Origin of the sequence: Rhizobium sp. NZLR10 (assembly GCF_019685125.1) — a bacterium.
In the GTDB taxonomy this organism is placed as follows: Bacteria; Pseudomonadota; Alphaproteobacteria; order Rhizobiales; family Rhizobiaceae; genus Rhizobium.
On record NZ_JABDWE010000003.1, the window covers coordinates 365,877 to 381,504 of the forward strand.

15 protein-coding genes and 1 riboswitch are annotated in these 15,628 nt (G+C 63.0%); of the genes, 12 read left to right on the top strand and 3 right to left on the bottom strand.

The genetic code is table 11. From position 1 onward, the window contains the following. Window positions 1-162 precede the first annotated feature (162 nt). Both HJB82_RS07415 and HJB82_RS07420 read right to left on the bottom strand, forming a co-directional pair. Complete coding sequence (locus HJB82_RS07415) at window positions 163-1,530, bottom strand: HAMP domain-containing sensor histidine kinase (protein ID WP_221139767.1); 1,368 nt, start codon at window positions 1,528-1,530, stop codon at window positions 163-165. Further along, window positions 1,527-2,195, bottom strand: a complete 669-nt coding sequence (locus HJB82_RS07420) for a response regulator transcription factor (protein WP_221116756.1) — start codon at window positions 2,193-2,195, stop codon at window positions 1,527-1,529. Before HJB82_RS07420 ends, HJB82_RS07415 begins: the two co-directional genes overlap by 4 nt. A gap of 148 nt (window positions 2,196-2,343) precedes the next feature. Between HJB82_RS07420 and HJB82_RS07425 the strand changes: the two genes are divergently transcribed. From HJB82_RS07425 to ilvB, 3 genes are all read left to right on the top strand, one after another. Next, complete coding sequence (locus HJB82_RS07425; RefSeq protein ID WP_221116757.1) at window positions 2,344-2,832, top strand: hypothetical protein; 489 nt, start codon at window positions 2,344-2,346, stop codon at window positions 2,830-2,832. A gap of 72 nt (window positions 2,833-2,904) precedes the next feature. Continuing rightward, window positions 2,905-3,336: a hypothetical protein gene (locus HJB82_RS07430; RefSeq protein ID WP_207580944.1), complete on the top strand. Its 432-nt coding sequence runs from the start codon at window positions 2,905-2,907 to the stop codon at window positions 3,334-3,336. Between the two features lie 346 nt (window positions 3,337-3,682). Beyond that, window positions 3,683-5,305 (top strand): biosynthetic-type acetolactate synthase large subunit, encoded by a 1,623-nt coding sequence (ilvB, locus tag HJB82_RS07435; protein WP_246762762.1) that lies wholly within the window; start codon window positions 3,683-3,685, stop codon window positions 5,303-5,305. Between the two features lie 302 nt (window positions 5,306-5,607). Here the strand turns inward: ilvB and HJB82_RS07440 are convergent, their stop codons facing one another. Further along, complete coding sequence (locus HJB82_RS07440; RefSeq protein WP_207580942.1) at window positions 5,608-6,138, bottom strand: 2'-5' RNA ligase family protein; 531 nt, start codon at window positions 6,136-6,138, stop codon at window positions 5,608-5,610. 200 nt (window positions 6,139-6,338) lie between these two features. Between HJB82_RS07440 and HJB82_RS07445 the strand changes: the two genes are divergently transcribed. The 9 genes from HJB82_RS07445 to HJB82_RS07485 all read left to right on the top strand — a co-directional run bounded on the left by HJB82_RS07445 (window position 6,339) and on the right by HJB82_RS07485 (window position 15,625). Further along, window positions 6,339-6,812 carry a cupin domain-containing protein gene (locus tag HJB82_RS07445; RefSeq protein ID WP_207580941.1) on the top strand — a complete coding sequence of 158 codons (474 nt, stop codon included), beginning with the start codon at window positions 6,339-6,341 and terminating at the stop codon, window positions 6,810-6,812. A gap of 535 nt (window positions 6,813-7,347) precedes the next feature. Beyond that, window positions 7,348-8,628 carry a bifunctional sulfur transferase/dioxygenase Blh gene (gene blh / locus HJB82_RS07450; protein WP_221116759.1) on the top strand — a complete coding sequence of 427 codons (1,281 nt, stop codon included), beginning with the start codon at window positions 7,348-7,350 and terminating at the stop codon, window positions 8,626-8,628. 255 nt (window positions 8,629-8,883) lie between these two features. After that, window positions 8,884-9,140: riboswitch (cobalamin riboswitch) on the top strand. Between the two features lie 173 nt (window positions 9,141-9,313). Then, on the top strand, window positions 9,314-10,330 hold the full coding sequence (locus HJB82_RS07455) for an ABC transporter substrate-binding protein (RefSeq protein ID WP_221139768.1): 1,017 nt from the start codon (window positions 9,314-9,316) through the stop codon (window positions 10,328-10,330). Between the two features lie 5 nt (window positions 10,331-10,335). Continuing rightward, on the top strand, window positions 10,336-11,367 hold the full coding sequence (locus HJB82_RS07460; protein ID WP_221139769.1) for an iron ABC transporter permease: 1,032 nt from the start codon (window positions 10,336-10,338) through the stop codon (window positions 11,365-11,367). Continuing rightward, window positions 11,364-12,128 carry an ABC transporter ATP-binding protein gene (locus tag HJB82_RS07465; RefSeq protein WP_207580937.1) on the top strand — a complete coding sequence of 255 codons (765 nt, stop codon included), beginning with the start codon at window positions 11,364-11,366 and terminating at the stop codon, window positions 12,126-12,128. Before HJB82_RS07460 ends, HJB82_RS07465 begins: the two co-directional genes overlap by 4 nt. 101 nt (window positions 12,129-12,229) lie before the next feature. Next, a complete protein-coding gene (locus tag HJB82_RS07470; protein ID WP_207580936.1) occupies window positions 12,230-12,793 on the top strand; it encodes a hypothetical protein in 564 nt (187 codons plus the stop codon). Window positions 12,794-13,147: 354 nt separating this feature from the next. Then, a complete protein-coding gene (locus tag HJB82_RS07475; RefSeq protein ID WP_207580935.1) occupies window positions 13,148-14,071 on the top strand; it encodes an MYG1 family protein in 924 nt (307 codons plus the stop codon). Between the two features lie 200 nt (window positions 14,072-14,271). After that, window positions 14,272-14,661: a cytochrome c family protein gene (locus HJB82_RS07480; RefSeq protein ID WP_221133138.1), complete on the top strand. Its 390-nt coding sequence runs from the start codon at window positions 14,272-14,274 to the stop codon at window positions 14,659-14,661. A 145-nt stretch (window positions 14,662-14,806) separates the two neighbouring features. Further along, a complete protein-coding gene (locus HJB82_RS07485) occupies window positions 14,807-15,625 on the top strand; it encodes a cytochrome c oxidase subunit II (RefSeq protein ID WP_207580933.1) in 819 nt (272 codons plus the stop codon). The last annotated feature ends 3 nt before the right edge of the window (window positions 15,626-15,628 follow it).

Consider the following 15,628-nt stretch of genomic DNA (forward strand, 5'->3'; position numbering starts at 1 on the left):
GTCGCTTAGGATAGCCGTCCAACAAGGCAGAGGCGAGGCGAAAGACGTCTCGTCGACAGCGGCGGCGATCGGTAAAGGGGCGGGTCGCGGCTTTGAGGGCGGGAGCATCATGTCGAGAACGGACAGTTATGCTTCTGAGGCGCTCAATTTTCCACCTCGACCTTACCCCGCCACTCCCACCGCCACCGGCAAACACAATATGCACACCAACCCCACCGCCCCAGCCTCGAGCGCCAGCGACCCGCCATAAAGCCCCGCCAACTCGTTCACGATGCTCAGCCCAAAACCATTGCCAGGGACGCGTTCGTCCTCCCGCACGCCCGGCAGCAGCACGGCGGCGAGGCGGTCGGCGGGGATGCCCGGGCCGTCGTCCTCGATGGTGATGCGGGCGATCGGGCCGTCGCGCCCGGCGCGGATGGTGACGCGCGAGGCAGCCCATTTGAAAGCGTTATCGATCAGGTTTCCGAGCATTTCCTCGACATCGCTTTCGTCGCAGGCGACCCGCAGGCCCGGGGTGATGTCGCTGTCGAAGGCAATCCTACGCTCGGCATGGATCTGGCCGATCGCCCGGTAGAGATCGGCGAGCGATGCCGCCATGTCGGTGCTGGCAACATTATTCGACGAGGCCATCACCCGGCGGGCGGCGGCGAGGTGGTGCTTGATCCGGTTGTCGATCCGGGCGGCCAGACTACGCAATGCGCCTTTGGGGTCGTTTTTATCGTCGAGCGCCAGCAGCAGGCTCGCCACCGGGGTCTTGAGGCCATGGGCGAGGTTTGCGAACTGCATGCGCGTTGCCGCGAGCCTCTCCTCATTGGCCGCCAGAAGCGCATTGGTTTTCAGCGACAGCGGCGCAAGCTCGGCGCTCGCTTCCTCCGGCAGGCGGGCGCGTTCTCCCCGGTTGATGGCATCGATATTGGTCGCCATGGATGTCAGCGGCCGCAAGCCAAAGCGGATTTGCCAAAGGGTGCCCGTCATCAGCACCAACCCGAGCAGCAGCATGCAGGGAACCAGCCAGAAGAGAGCGCGAAGCGCCGGGCCGACGAGGGCGATCATCGGCGCCGTCGCGGTGATGGTCAGCGTCATGCCGTCGATGCTGCGCACGGCTTGGCGAAGGTAGAGCGGCCCTCTTCCGCGATCGCCGCCCCTGCCTGATGTCGGCATGCCCGTCAGCACATGGCGCAGGTCCTGCCGTGGCGGCGGTGCGTCTATCGTGCCGTTCATCAGGGAGCGGGAGGTCAGGCGCTGCTCTCCGGCGTCGACCTGCCAGTACCAGCCCGATGAGGGGCGATCGAAAGGCGGCGCATCGAGCGGCGCCGACAGGGTGATCCTTCCCTCTGCGTCGCGCATCACGGCGCCGGCGAGGGCGCCGATCTGTGTGTCCAGACGCTGGTCCACCTGCTCGCGCACCACAGTCTTCAGCGCTAGCCAGAGCACGAGGGCGGCCACAGCGAGCGCCAGCGTCACGAAGATGCCCGAGAACATCAGCAGCCGGCCGGCGATCGATCTCGGCTTGAAAGACGAAGCCTTCATGACGCCGCTGCCGACGTCAGAATATAGCCGCGGCCGCGCACCGTCTCGATGCGGTCGCTCCCGAGCTTCTTGCGCAGCCGGGCGATGATGACTTCGATGGAATTAGAGTCGACCTCGGCATCGCCGTCATAGACGCGCTCGGTCAGTTCGCGCCGGTCGACGACCATCTCCTTGCGCAGCATCAGGCAGGAGAGCACCCGCCATTCCAACGCCGTCAGCTTCAGCGGCAGGCCGTCGAGCTCGAAGGTGCCGAGCTGGGCATCGAAGACCAGCGCGCCGCAGGTAAGCCGCGCGGCGGCGTGGCCGGCTGCCCGGCGCACCAGGGCGCGCAGGCGCAAAACAAGTTCTTCCACCTTGAAGGGTTTGGCGAGGAAATCGTCGGCGCCGGCCTTGAAGCTTGCGACCTTGTCCGGCCAGCCGTCGCGCGCCGTCAGCACCAGAACCGGCAGGTTGCGGCTGCCCTCGCGCCAGCCCTTCAGCACGCTGACGCCGTCGATCTTCGGCAGGCCGAGGTCGAGGATCGCGACGTCGAAGAGTTCGGTCAGCCCCGCGTGGAGAGCGTCTTCTCCGTTGCGCGATATGTCTACGACGAAGTTTTCCGATCGCAGCACGGCGGCGATCCGGCCGCTCAGGTCTTCGTCATCTTCGACGAGCAGTACGCGCATGGGGCAGGGCTTTCATCGGGGCCGGGCATCTTTGGGGACGGACCAAAACTATCGGGCCGAGCTTAACTCAATCTGAACGGAGAGGTTCAGGCGGGCGACGGGGTGGAACGGCTAGAGTGCGACCACTACTGATGCAAGGAACAGATATATGCCGAATGAAGACCAGGACAACGTGCATACCGAGGGCGCAGCCACGCCCGTCCCGCCAGGACAGCGCCGGCGACGGCTGGTGATCCCCGTCATTGCTGCCGCCGTGGCGCTTGTCATCGGTGCTGTCGGGGGTGCGGGCGCGGTGAAAATGATGCGTCCTATGCCAGAGATGGCGCCGCTGGCGCCGGTGGCGATTTCGGCCATGCCGGCATCGAGCCTCGTCACGATCAAGGGCAAGGTCGCCGAGATCTACGGCAACAAGTTCGTGCTGCAGGACGATAGCGGCAAGGCGCTTGTTGAAACAGGCCGAGCCGGCGAGGGTGGCGCGCTCGTTACCCGAGACGAGGCCGTCACCGTGCAGGGGCGCTTCGACGATGGCTTCGTGCATGCGAGCTATCTCGTTCGCCAGGACGGACGAACCGAAGCGCTGCGCCCGCCGAAAGGTCCGCCGCATCGACCATTTGAGGATTTCGATCACAGGCCTTGACGGGCCGTGAACCAAAGCCGCGTTGCGGTGTTTACAAACGTGCTTCTCAATTCCCGCAAAGGAACAATTCCCATGCAAAGACTTCTCCTATCAGGCCTTGCTCTTGCCGCACTGGCCGGCACCGCCTTCGCCCAACAACCGCCCGCCCCGCCACCCGCCGGAGCTCCGCCCGTGGCGGCCGACCCGGCCTCACCACCACCACCACCGCCACCGCCTGCTTCCGGTGATAACGAGCCGATGATGGGTGGGCCGGATGCGCGGCCGGGAGATCGTCCCGATGACCGGTGGCATGGTTCGAGAGACGATATGGGTTTCCGCGACGACAGGGGTTTCCGCGGTTTCCGCGGTCATCGCCCGCCGCCGCCGCCGCCGTCCAAGGCCGCGCATTTCCGGATCGAGGATGGGGCCACCCGGATCGATCTGAAATGCGCCGAGGATGAACCGATGAAGGCCTGCGCCGACTTGCTGCTCCAGGTCATGGACCGCCTGCAGGGCCAGAACTAATCTTGAACACCCCGGCATAGCCAGGACATCACACGATGATGCAACCGCCCGCCTTCTCGCGCGGGCGGTTTCGTCTCCTTCGGAAGCATTGACGACGAGCCGATTTGCCTTTAGCTGTGACGCTATGAAAATCGCATTGGTTCTGGCAGTGGTGATCGGGCGCATGGGCAGGATGGTGTAACCATCCAGCGAAAGCACCCATGCGCGGTAAGCAGGCTCCTGACGGGGCCTTTTTTTATGCCCTGAATTTGGGCGCGGGCCTCGTCGGACTTTCCACACATCATCACACTGATCAAGGAACGGAACCATGAGATCCCGTCATTCCATCGACACCCCGCGCGCGCAGATGACCGGCGCGGAAATCGTTCTCCAGGCGCTGAGAGACAATGGCGTCGAGCATATATTCGGCTATCCGGGTGCTGCGGTGCTGCCGATCTACGACGAGCTTTTCCAGCAGGAAGACATCAGACACATTCTGGTTCGCCATGAACAGGGAGCCGGCCATGCCGCCGAGGGATATGCCCGCTCGACGGGCAAGGTCGGCGTCATGCTGGTGACCTCAGGCCCCGGCGTCACCAACGCGATCACGCCCCTTCAGGATGCCTTGATGGATTCCGTGCCGCTCGTTTGCCTTTCCGGCCAGGTGCCGACGTCGCTGATCGGGTCCGATGCCTTTCAGGAATGCGATACCGTCGGCATTACCCGCGCCTGCACGAAACACAATCGGCTGGTCGGCGACGTCAATGATCTGGCGGCGGCCATCCACGAAGCCTTTCGCATCGCCGGATCGGGCCGGCCCGGCCCCGTTCTGGTCGACATGCCGAAGGATGTGCTGTTTGCGAGCGGCAACTACACGCCGCCTGAGGCAGTCGCCCCGAGGACGAGCTATCAGCCGGACCGCCTAAGCGACATCAGGGAGATCGAGGCTGCGGCCGCTCTGATGGCGACGGCACGTAAGCCGATTATCTGCGCGGGCGGCGGTGTCATCAATTCCGGTCTTGAAGCGTCAAAACTGCTGAGTGAACTGGTCGATCTCACCGGCTTTCCCGTCACGTCGACGCTGATGGGGCTCGGCGCCTATCCGGCTTCCAGCCCGAACTGGCTGAAGATGGCCGGGCTTCACGGCTCCTACGAGGCCAACATGGCAATACATGACTGCGACCTCATGCTCTGCATCGGGGCGCGCTTCGATGGCGGGCTTGCCGCCAGCGTCGATGGTTTCTCACCGAATTCCCGGAAGATCCAGATCGATATCGATACTTCCTCGCTTAACAAGACTGTGCGCGCCGATATCGCCATCCGGGGCGATGCCGCGGGTGTGCTGGCCGAGCTCGTTCGCCTGTGGCGGGCGCTGCCGCAGGCGCCGGACCGGGCGCGGCTGACCGAGTGGTGGAGCGCGATTGCCGACTGGCGGGCGCGCCGATCGTTTTCCTATGCGAAGCGCGAGGACGTCATCATGCCGCAATATGCCATCGAGCGGCTTTATGAACTGACGAAGCATCGGGATACCTACATCACGACGGAGGTCGGCCGGCATCAGATATGGGCGGCGCAATCTTACGACTTCGAGCGACCGAACCGCTGGGTGACGTCAGGCGGCCTGGGGACGATGGGATACGGGCTGCCCGCCGCCCTCGGCGTGCAGATCGCCAATCCCAACAGCCTTGTCATCGACATCGCCGGCGATGCCTCCGTGCAGGTGACGATGAAGGAAATGTCGGCCGCCGTGCAGCACAACGCGCCGATCAAGATCTTCATTCTCAATGGCGGCGATCAGGGAACGCAGCGCCAGCACGGAAACCCGGATTTCGTGAAGCTTGCCGAAGCCTATGGCGGACATGGCATTCGCTGCGAGAGGCTGGCCGAACTCGACGATGCAATCCTGGAGATGATCGAGGTGGACATGCCTGTTCTGTTCGACTGCCGCGTCGCCGACAGTGCCCACTGGCATGGCACACCGTCAACTTAACCCAGCGGCACACCGATCAGCCCTCATCCTGAGGTGCGCAGGCCAAAGGCCGGAGCCTCGAAGGACGAGGGCGGGTGGCTCGGCGCTTAAGTCCACATCCACCGCCAGATGAACCGCCACTGGCCACCCTCGTCCTTCGAGGCCCCTACGGGGCTCCTCAGGATGAGGGTGGAGAGAGGGCGCGGCTTGTGTCACCGGAAGGTCCTGCGGTGTGCCAACGGCCAGACTCCGCCCGGCATTCATCCTCTGCATCGACCACTGAAAGCTGTCGTATCAAGCAGGTCGCCTTGCGCCGCCGGCCGTCATTGCTGCGTCAATGCGATCTCGCTCATTAGCTCCACAGGCGGAAATCGGACACAGTCTGCGGCATCGAAATTCACCGCGAACTGCATCCGGTTTTCGTTCGCCCAGTTGATCGCGATCTCTGATTTTGCCTTCGGCACTTTTGCGGCGACGGTGCAGTGAGGTACCCAGTTGCCGGGCCTATAGTGCTCGTGACAGCATGCGGGATCGATCTCTTGGTGCAGTGCCGCGTGCAACTGGAAAAGCGCGTCGTCCGCAATCGGACGCGCCCATAAGACGATGAACTCGTTCTCGAAATAACTGGCACCCGAAAAGTTCACGGTCACGGTCGAACGCGTGCGGAAAACACGCTCGAACGCCTCGGCCAACCGATCGGAAGCAAGCTCTTGATAGACGGCGAGGGTGAGGTGGCGAGGATAGTTCAAAGCCCGCATCGAAGCGATCTCTTCGAATACAGCGGCTTCCTCCCAGAGTTTGAAAACCGGCGACGCGGTCTCGTTCAGACATTTGAGGCTGACCCCGTAAGACATGCGCGAGCGTTATCAGTCTATCCCGGCTGAACCATAGCTTTACATCGTTGCCGATGTCGAGCAGCCGCCGGCATTGCAGGATATCGGGCGGCTTTGTCTGTTTTTCCGCCGCGGGGATTCGACTATCATGGGATGCTTGAACGAGGCGCAGCAGGGGTGACGACGCGGCCGTTGGCAAAAGCTTGCCGAGGGAGGTAGAAATGTCGAGTTTCAGGAGCGCCGTGGTTTCTTTGCCCGGTAAGGAGCGGTTGGCGAGAACGCCCTTCGGCGCGAGGATCGTCATCCATGCCACGGCCAAGGAGACCGGCGGCGCGTTCGGGATGTGGGAAACCTTCACCCCGCCGGGTCATGGTCCGGCCCCGCACACGCATACGCGGGAGACGGAAGTCTTTCGAGTCATCCATGGGCTCTACCAATTTCAATGCGGCGACGAGGAGTTCGATGCGCCTGCGGGAAGCGTCGTCGTTCTGCCGCCGCATGTACAGCACAGCTGGCGAAACATAAGCGACGAACCCGGTCAGATGTTCGGCATGGTGACGCCGGGCGGATGTGAGCAATTGTTCATCGATATCGACGCCTTCGGTGCTGATACGCCCGCGAAAATCGCGGTGATCGAAGCGCGATTGGGGATCATCAACGACATGACGCTGGCGCTCGGATTGAAGAGCCCATGATGGCGCTGATCGACCATCGCGGCCTTGCGTAAGATTGACAACGGAGCTTATGGGGGCGGCGTCCTCCAACGCTGCTCATCCTTGAGGTGCGGAGCCCGCAGGGCGGAGCCTCGAAGGACACGCGGCGGCACTGCTCCGCATCAATATTGCCGCCGCGCCGAGCGTCCGCCTCGTCCTTCGAGGCTCCTTCGGGGCACCTCAGGATGAGGCTCTCTTGGGGGGCGCCGGGGCTGGCGGAAAAGGGCAGGATGCGGAAGCTTTGCCGACCAGGTGAATGCTATCGGCTCGATGTCTGACGCCCACTCTCGCTCTATTCCCGCGCCATCGCCCGCCAGGCGACCGGCGGGATGGCGAAGGCGCGGGAGAAGGCGCGGTTGAAGGCGGCTTCGATGGCGTAGCCGGCATCATTCAGGTTTGCGGACTTGCCGCAGGCGCGGGGAACGCCAGGCGGCTATTCTTGCGCTCGGCAATATACTTGTGAGATTGTATCGATATACATGCGATACTGCATGATGCAGGTAGCATGGGGGCTTCGATGACATCCGTGAGGGTCAATGAGCTGATATCGGTGACGGGACAGCCCGATGCCGCGGGCTTTGCCGCTTTTGCGGCAAACGGCTTTGCCGGCGTCATCAATGCCCGGCCGGATGGCGAGGAGCCGGGGCAGCCTGGCAATGCCGCGGAAAAGGCTGCTGCTGCTGCCGCGGGGCTCGCCTACAGCTTCGTGCCGGTGAAAGGGGCCGAGATCACCGAGGCCGATATCCGCGCTTTCCAGATGGCGATGACGCAGGCGAAGGGGCCGGTCGTTGCTCATTGCAAGAGCGGCACACGGGCGCTGACGCTCTATGTGCTGGGAGAGGTGCTCGACGGGCGGATGCAGCCCGGAGAGGTCGAGGTCTTCGGCCAAAGACTCGGCTTCGATCTTGCCGGCGCACGCCGCTGGCTGGAAAAGCGGGCTGGGCAGGCGGCTGGTGTGAAGGCTTTCTTCGAGCCCCGCAGCTGCAGCGTGCAATATGTCGTTTCAGACCCGGTGACAAAACGCTGTGCCATCATCGACCCGGTGCTCGATTTCGACGAGATGTCGGGCGCGACGGGAACGGCGAATGCCGACGCCATCCTCGCTCATATTGACAGCGAGGGGCTGACGGTCGCGTGGATCCTCGACACGCATCCGCATGCCGATCATTTCTCCGCCGCGCATTACCTCAAGAGAAAGACCGGCGCGCCGACGGCGATCGGCGCCCATGTCACCGACGTCCAGGTGCTCTGGAAGGAGATCTACAACTTGCCGGCACTCGAAACCGACGGCTCGCAGTGGGACCGGCTGTTTGCCGATGGCGACACCTTCGAGATCGGTGGGCTTGAAGCCCGTGTGATGTTTTCGCCCGGCCATACGCTTGCTTCGGTGACCTATCTGATCGGCGATGCCGCCTTCGTGCACGACACCGTATTTACGCCGGATTCCGGCACGGCGCGCACGGATTTCCCCGGCGGCAGCGCCAGCGCCCTCTGGCACTCGATCCAGGTCATCCTGTCGCTGCCCGATGAGACCCGGCTCTTTTCCGGCCACGACTATCAGCCCGGCGGGCGCCACGCGCGCTGGGAAAGCAAGGTGGCCGCCCAGAAAAACGGTAACCCGCATATATCAGGCATCGACGAGGCCGGCTTTGTGGCGCTGCGCCAGGCGCGCGACCGCACGCTGCCGAAGCCGAAACTGATGTTGCACGCGCTACAGGTGAATATTCGGGGAGGCAGATTGCCGGAGCCGGAGGGAAATGGGCGGCGGTATCTGAAGATACCGCTGGATGCGTTGTAGCAAGAAGTAGCGTGCGGCGTGCTTCGAGGTTTCGCCCTCTCGGGCTGCGCACATCAGCATCAGGGACGTTGGCGGATGCCGCGCTCACGACAGCGGGAACGGGAGAAAGCGGCGCCAACGCTCAAGAGAGCCTCATCCTGAGGAGGCGAGGATGCAGGTATTACACCGGCCAACAGGCCCCCTACGTTCCGTCTCTATTTTTCACCCGCACGAACCCAATCCTCCGCAATAGGCATTGACGTCTTGCGGGCAGGCGACGTAACTGGGGGCGACGGTTCCCTGAAGATGACTCCAAGGGGATTAATAGGGAACACGGTAAGGACGACCCAGCAGGGACCGAGACCGTGGCTGCCCCCGCAACTGTATGCGGATTGTCGATCATCTCAGGTGTGGCCAGCGACTGGCCATCTCTGAAGGGCTTATAGCCCTGCCACTGCGAGATATCGCGGGAAGGCGGATGAACCGACGGATATCCGCAAGCCAGGAGACCTGCCGTCAATCACGATCCAATCAACCGGGCGGGGATGCCCGGACAAGGAACAGACATGATTGACCTTCTGAACCTTCGCCGAATTTCGGCATGCATCCGTCTCGATTGGGCCTCCTGCGGTTAGCGCACGTATCACCGTGCCTTCGGCCGCGGGTGCGGCATAACCATGCTTTTTCTCTTCAATCGAGGTTTTTCATGCGCCAGATTCTCGCCACCATGACATTTGCCTTCGGGCTGATCGGCCTTGCGGCACCGAGCCTTGCCGCCACCCAATATCCTTTGACCATCACCAATTGCGGTCAGCAGGTGACGTTCCAGAAGGCGCCGTCGAAGATCGTTTCGATCGGCCAGGGCATGACTGAAATTCTCTTCTCGCTCGACCTTGCCGAGAAGATTGCTGGTACGGCCGTCTGGGTAGGTCCCGTCCTGCCGCAATATGCCGAGGCTAACAGCAAGATAAAGCGTCTCGCCGACAATGATCCGAGCTTCGAATCCGTTGTTGGGCGGGAGCCCGACCTGGTGGCGGCCGAGTTCGAATGGCATGTCGGCGCGCAGGGCTCCGTCGGCAAGCGGGAGCAGTTCCAGGATCTCGGGATCAATACCTATCTCGCGCCGGCCGATTGCGTCGCCAAGGTCAACACCGATGGCGGCGACGGTGTGCGCAAGGAGCTGTTCACGATGGAGCTGGTCTACCGTGAGATCGCCGAGCTCTCGGAGATCTTCGACGTGAGGGAGCGCGGCGATGCGCTGATTTCCAAGTTGAAGAAGCGCGAGGCGGATGCCGTCGCGTCGATATCAGGCGCATCGGGCAAGAACCTGCCCATCGTCTTCTGGTTCTCCAGCAAGCAAGTCAATGGCGATGCTTTCATCGCTGGCAAGAACAGCGCGCCTGCCTATATCCTGAAGGCGATCGGCGCCAGGAATGTCGTGACAACCGAAGAGGAATGGCCGCTGGTTGGCTGGGAAACCATTTCTCAGGTGAACCCGGCGGTTATCGTGTTGGCGACCATGGACCGGCGCCGCTACGCCGCCGACGATCCGAAGGTCAAGATCGATTTTCTCGAGAACGACCCGGTGACCAAGGAGCTTGACGCGGTCAAGAACGAGCACTTCGTGATGATGGACGCGCAATCGATGAACCCGACGATCCGTACGATCGACGGCATCGAGACCTTGGCGAACGGCATCAAGTCCTTCGGTCTCTCGCAGTGAAGGCAATGTCGGTCAGACAACACGGATGGTGGGCGCTTGGCGCGCTCACCATTTCTGCCTTTCTGCTTCTCGGCCTGATGATCAGTCTCGCTGTTTCGATCGGGGAGATCGCGATCCCGCTAGCGACCACGGCGGAGGCGGTGTCGAACCGGCTGTTCGGCACGGATTTCGAGCTCAGCCGCATCCACCAGGGCATCGTCTGGGATTATCGGCTGAGCCGGGCGCTGGTTGCGGCCAGCGCCGGCGCGTCGCTCTCGCTCTGTGGCGCCGTGCTGCAGGCGCTGCTGCGCAATCCGCTGGCCGAACCCTACGTGCTCGGCATCTCTGCCGGCGCCTCGACGGGAGCGGTGTGCGTGATGATCCTCGGCTTCGGCTACGGTGTTTTCGGCCTGTCGAGCGGCGCCTTCATCGGCGCGGTCATCGCCTTTCTGCTGATCGGCTTCCTTGCGACGGGTGCGGGGGGAACCGGCGAGCGCATCATCCTTTGCGGCGTCGCCGGCTCGCAGCTCTTCAATGCGCTGACCTCCTACATAGTGACGACATCGGCGAATGCCGAGCAGGCGCGCGGCATCCTGTTCTGGCTTCTGGGGTCGCTCAGCGGCGTGCGCTGGCCGGATGTCTATCTCTCGGTGCCGATCGCGCTTGCCGGCTTCGTCATCTGCATGGTCCATGTCAGGGCGCTCGACGCCTTCTCCTTCGGCACGGATGCGGCGGCCTCGCTCGGCATTGCCGTGCGCCGCGTCCAGATCCTGCTGTTCGGCCTGACGGCGGCGATGACGGCAAGCGTCGTCAGCGTGGTGGGCTCGATTGGCTTCGTCGGCCTCGTCATTCCGCATGCCGCCCGCTTTCTCGTCGGGCCGGGCCATCGGCGGCTGCTGCCGGCAACGGCGCTCGGCGGCGCAATCTACATGGTCGGCGCCGATATCGTCTCGCGCATCATCATCCCGCAGCAGGTCCTGCCGATCGGCGTCGTCACGGCGCTCTTCGGCGCGCCGGCCTTCGCCGTCATCCTCTATCGCGTCCGGAGGAGTGCATGAGCATTACCATCGATGCGGTGAGTTTCGCCGCCGGCGACACGGTCATCGTCAACGGCGTCAGCCTGACGGTGGCAAAGGGCAAGGTGCTCGGTCTGCTCGGGCCGAACGGCTCCGGCAAATCGAGCCTGCTCAGGCTGATCTGCCGGCTGCGGAAGGTCCGCAGTGGCGTCATCCGGCTGGGCGAAGACGATATCGCCTCGCTGTCACGCGCAGCCCTTGCGCGGCGCATCGCCTTCGTCGAGCAACAGTCGACGACCGATACGCAGCTGACGGTGCGCGACGCGGTGCGGCTCGGCCGCACGCCACATCGCGGGCTGCTCTCGCCCTGGGGCGCGGAGGACGATGCCGCGGTCGATGAGGCCTTGTTACGGGTCGACATGGGGGAGCGGGCGGGCCAGCTCTGGCAGACGCTGTCGGGCGGCGAGCGCCAGCGTGTCCATATCGCGCGGTCGCTGGCGCAGGCGCCGAGCGAGTTGTTGCTCGACGAGCCGACCAATCATCTCGATATCCAGCATCAGCTCGACATTCTCCAACTGATCTCGAAACTCGGCATCACCTGCATCGTCGCGCTGCACGATCTCAACCTGGCGGCGATGTTCTGCGACAGCCTGGCGGTGCTTCAGAAGGGCGAGGTCGTCGCCTCGGGCGCACCGGAGCATGTGCTGACGGAGGATATGATCGCCCGTGTTTTCGGCGTTCGCGCCCATGTCCAGAAATCGGCCGTGCATGGCCGGCATCATATCCAATACGTCATGGATTGAGCGGCTGGGAATTCGTTCTCAGGGAGAGGCTTACTGGCATTTTTCCAGGACTGGCGTATGATTTCCTGGGGCGCGGGCGCCCGGTCGAACGGAGTTTCGCGATGCTCGAAAGAAATCAGTTTCCCCTGCGCCCGGTCGTTCCCGGTTTCGCGGTCGCCTGGGTCGTCATCATTTCAGGTGCTAGCGTCGCTCTCAGCCTGCTTTTTGCCTGCGTGACGCCCTTCGTGGCCTTGGCGGCGGTGTCAGCGGTCATTCTTCCTCGGCGGATGGCGGTGACGGCGGTTTTGCTGGCCTGGCTCGCCAACCAGATGGTCGGATATCTCCTGCTCGGTTATCCCCAGACTTGGGACAGTTATGCCTGGGGCTTGGCGATCGGTATCGCTGCAATCGCATCTCTGGCGGCAGCGCTCGGAGTGCTTCGTCTCGCGGCGGACCTTGCCGTCACCGCGGCTGGCGCCTTCATGGCCGGCTTCGTTGCCTATGAAGGCGTACTCTTTGCCGCAACGGCGGTGCTTCCGTCAGGCGAGAGCGCGTTTTCGGCGTCGGTCGTGGCAAATGTCCTGCTGATCAATTCTATCGCTGCGATCGGGCTCATCTGCCTTCATGCCGGCGCGGCGGGTGGCCGTGCGCTGGTTGCAAGACAGCCGGGACCGGCGCTGTCTTAGGCCTCTGATTTCATGCACGTCGTTCGGCCAAAACCGCTGCGCAGTTGTTTCGGCCGACCTTTACAGGCCTCGAAGGGCGAGGTGGGTGCGCCAGCGGAAGGAGCAGCGCTGCAGCGCGTCCTTCGAGGCTTCGCCCTGTGGGCTACGCGCATCAGGATGAGGGGCGTTGGAGGTTTCCGCGCCCAGGCTTCGGGGATGCCGGGGGTTTGCTCTTGCTATTCCACCGCGGCAGTCACTGCAGGCGCCAATACGCCAAAGTCCAAGAGCCTCATCCCATAGAGGCTTGTCGTTATATCCGCCAACCGCTATCTGGTGCTGACCCAGGCGGACCCGCCGAAAACGACAAGGCCTTTCATGATCCCCAATTTTCTCGTCACCCATTCCGGTGGCTTCCATGCCGACGAATTGCTGTCGAGCGTCATCCTGACCCGGCTTTTCCCGCAGGCGCGCATCGTCCGCAGCCGGGCGCCGGAATGGATCACGCCGGGCAAAGACCGGATCATCTACGATGTCGGCGGCGTCTACGACCCCGATGCCGGGATATTCGATCACCACCAGCGCGGCGCGCCGTTGCGCGACGATGGCCAGCCTTACAGCTCGTTCGGCTTGATCTGGAAGCATTACGGCCGTGATTATCTCGCAGCCTCCGGCCTTCCCGAAACACATGTCGATGTGGTGCATGGCTCTTTCGATGCCGGCTTCGTGCTGCCGATCGATCTGACCGACAACGGTGCGCTCAGCCCCTCGGGACCGCTGGCGGGGCTAACGCTGCCGGCGCTGCTGGAGACCCTGAAACCGGTTTTCGACGAAGCGGACCCCGAGGCAGACGATCGCGCCTTCCATGCGGCTCTTGCCATTGCCCGCAGTTTCGTTGAGGCGAGGATCGCCCAGAGTGCCGCAAAACTGCGGGCCGAGGCGATGGTGCATCGGGCGATCGAGGCTGCGGGGCAAGGGCGTGTTCTGGAATTGCCAAGAGGAATGCCCTTCCGTCCCGCCATCGTCAAGGCCGGCGCCGATCACCTGCTGTTCGTCGTCCACCCGCGCGAAAAAGATTGGTGCGTGACCGGCATCCGCCGTGCCGAGCAGGGTTTCGAGCTCAGGGCCGATCTGCCGGCAGCCTGGGCCGGTCTTGCTAATGGAGAGTTGGAGGCGGTTTGCGGCATAGAGGGTGCGACCTTCTGCCACAACGGCCGCTTCATCGCCGCCGCCAGAACCCGCGAGGCGACGCTTGCCATGGCCGAGTTGGCGGTAAAGGAAGCGCTCTCGATCGGGGAGTAGTCAAAAAGGGCGTCAGCTGGCGTGGCAGTTATCCGCGTCGGGTCCACCTGGTATCAGAGGCGTTCAGGTGACCCAAATGTGGAAGCGATTGACTTGCATCCGCGAAGGACTAAGCTTTGGGCCATAACAACCACCACCCACACGCGAGAGATAATGGACGGTGTGAGTGGCTGGCGACCTTGAGGAGGATGAGGTTTGCCATGGATTACCGTGTTGTTCTGCTGATTGGTGCAGCTGTGACTGCCCTTTTCCCTGCTGTCGCCGGGGCGCAGGAGGGTGATGCGACGGCGGGCGCCACCGTTTTCAAAAAATGTGCGACCTGTCATATCGCCGAGTCCGATACGAACAAGGTCGGCCCGTCGCTGAACAAGCTGTTTGGCAGGAAGGCGGGAACGCATCCTGATTTCGCCTATTCGGCCGGCATGAAGGCGGCAGGCGAAGGCGGTCTCGTCTGGGACGAGACGGTGCTGCGTGACTATCTGCACAATCCGAGAGCGAAGGTGAAGGGCACGAAGATGGCGTTTGTCGGCCTGAAGGACGACCAGGAGATCACCGATCTCATCGCCTATCTCAAGCAATATTCCCAGTGAGGTTGAATACTCCAAATGACGGGTCGCGGCCGACGGCGCATGCCTAAATTGCCGTAATTGCCGATATTTTCTATCTGTGCGATAATAAACACGGACTTTCTGCGGAATGCGGTTTCACGGTCAACCTGCTCGAGGAGGAGCGGAAATGGCTGTCGTGCTGATCCTCGTCCTGATTGTCGTCGGCTCGGTGCTGTTCCATGTGCTGAGCCCGTGGTGGTGGACGCCGATCGCGTCCAACTGGACCTATATCGACAGTACCCTCGTCATCACCTTCTGGATCACCGGCACCGTTTTCGTAGCGGTGATTTCGTTCATGGCCTACTGCGTGTTCCGCTTCCGCCACAAGCCCGGCAACCGGGCGCATTATGAGCCTGAAAACCGTCGGCTGGAATTGCTGTTGGCAGGGGGAACGGCGGTCGGCGTCGCGGCGATGCTGGCGCCCGGCCTCATTGTGTGGAACCAGTTCATCACGGTGCCCGCCGATGCCGCATCGGTCGAGGTCGTCAGCCAGCAGTGGCTGTGGAGCTTCCGCCTGCCGGGCGCGGACGGAAAGCTTGGCCGTGCGGAGACGCGCAACGTCACTCCTGACAATCCGCTCGGCCTCGACAAGAACGACGCAAGCGGCCTCGACGACGTCATCATCGAGGGCGGTGAGCTGCATCTGCCGATCGGCAAGCCGGTGCACATATTGCTGCGCTCCGTCGATGTGCTCCACGATTTCTACGTGCCGGAATTCCGCGCCAAGATGGACATGATCCCCGGCATGATCACCTATTTCTGGCTGACGCCGACGCGGACTGGGACCTTCGAGATCCTCTGTGCCGAACTCTGCGGCGTCGGCCACCCGCAAATGCGCGGCACCGTCGTCGTCGACGACGACGCGGACTACCAGACCTGGCTCGGGCAGCAACAGACTTTCACCCAGCTTACGGCGTCATCGGGAGAGCCGCCGCAGGCAAACTGACTT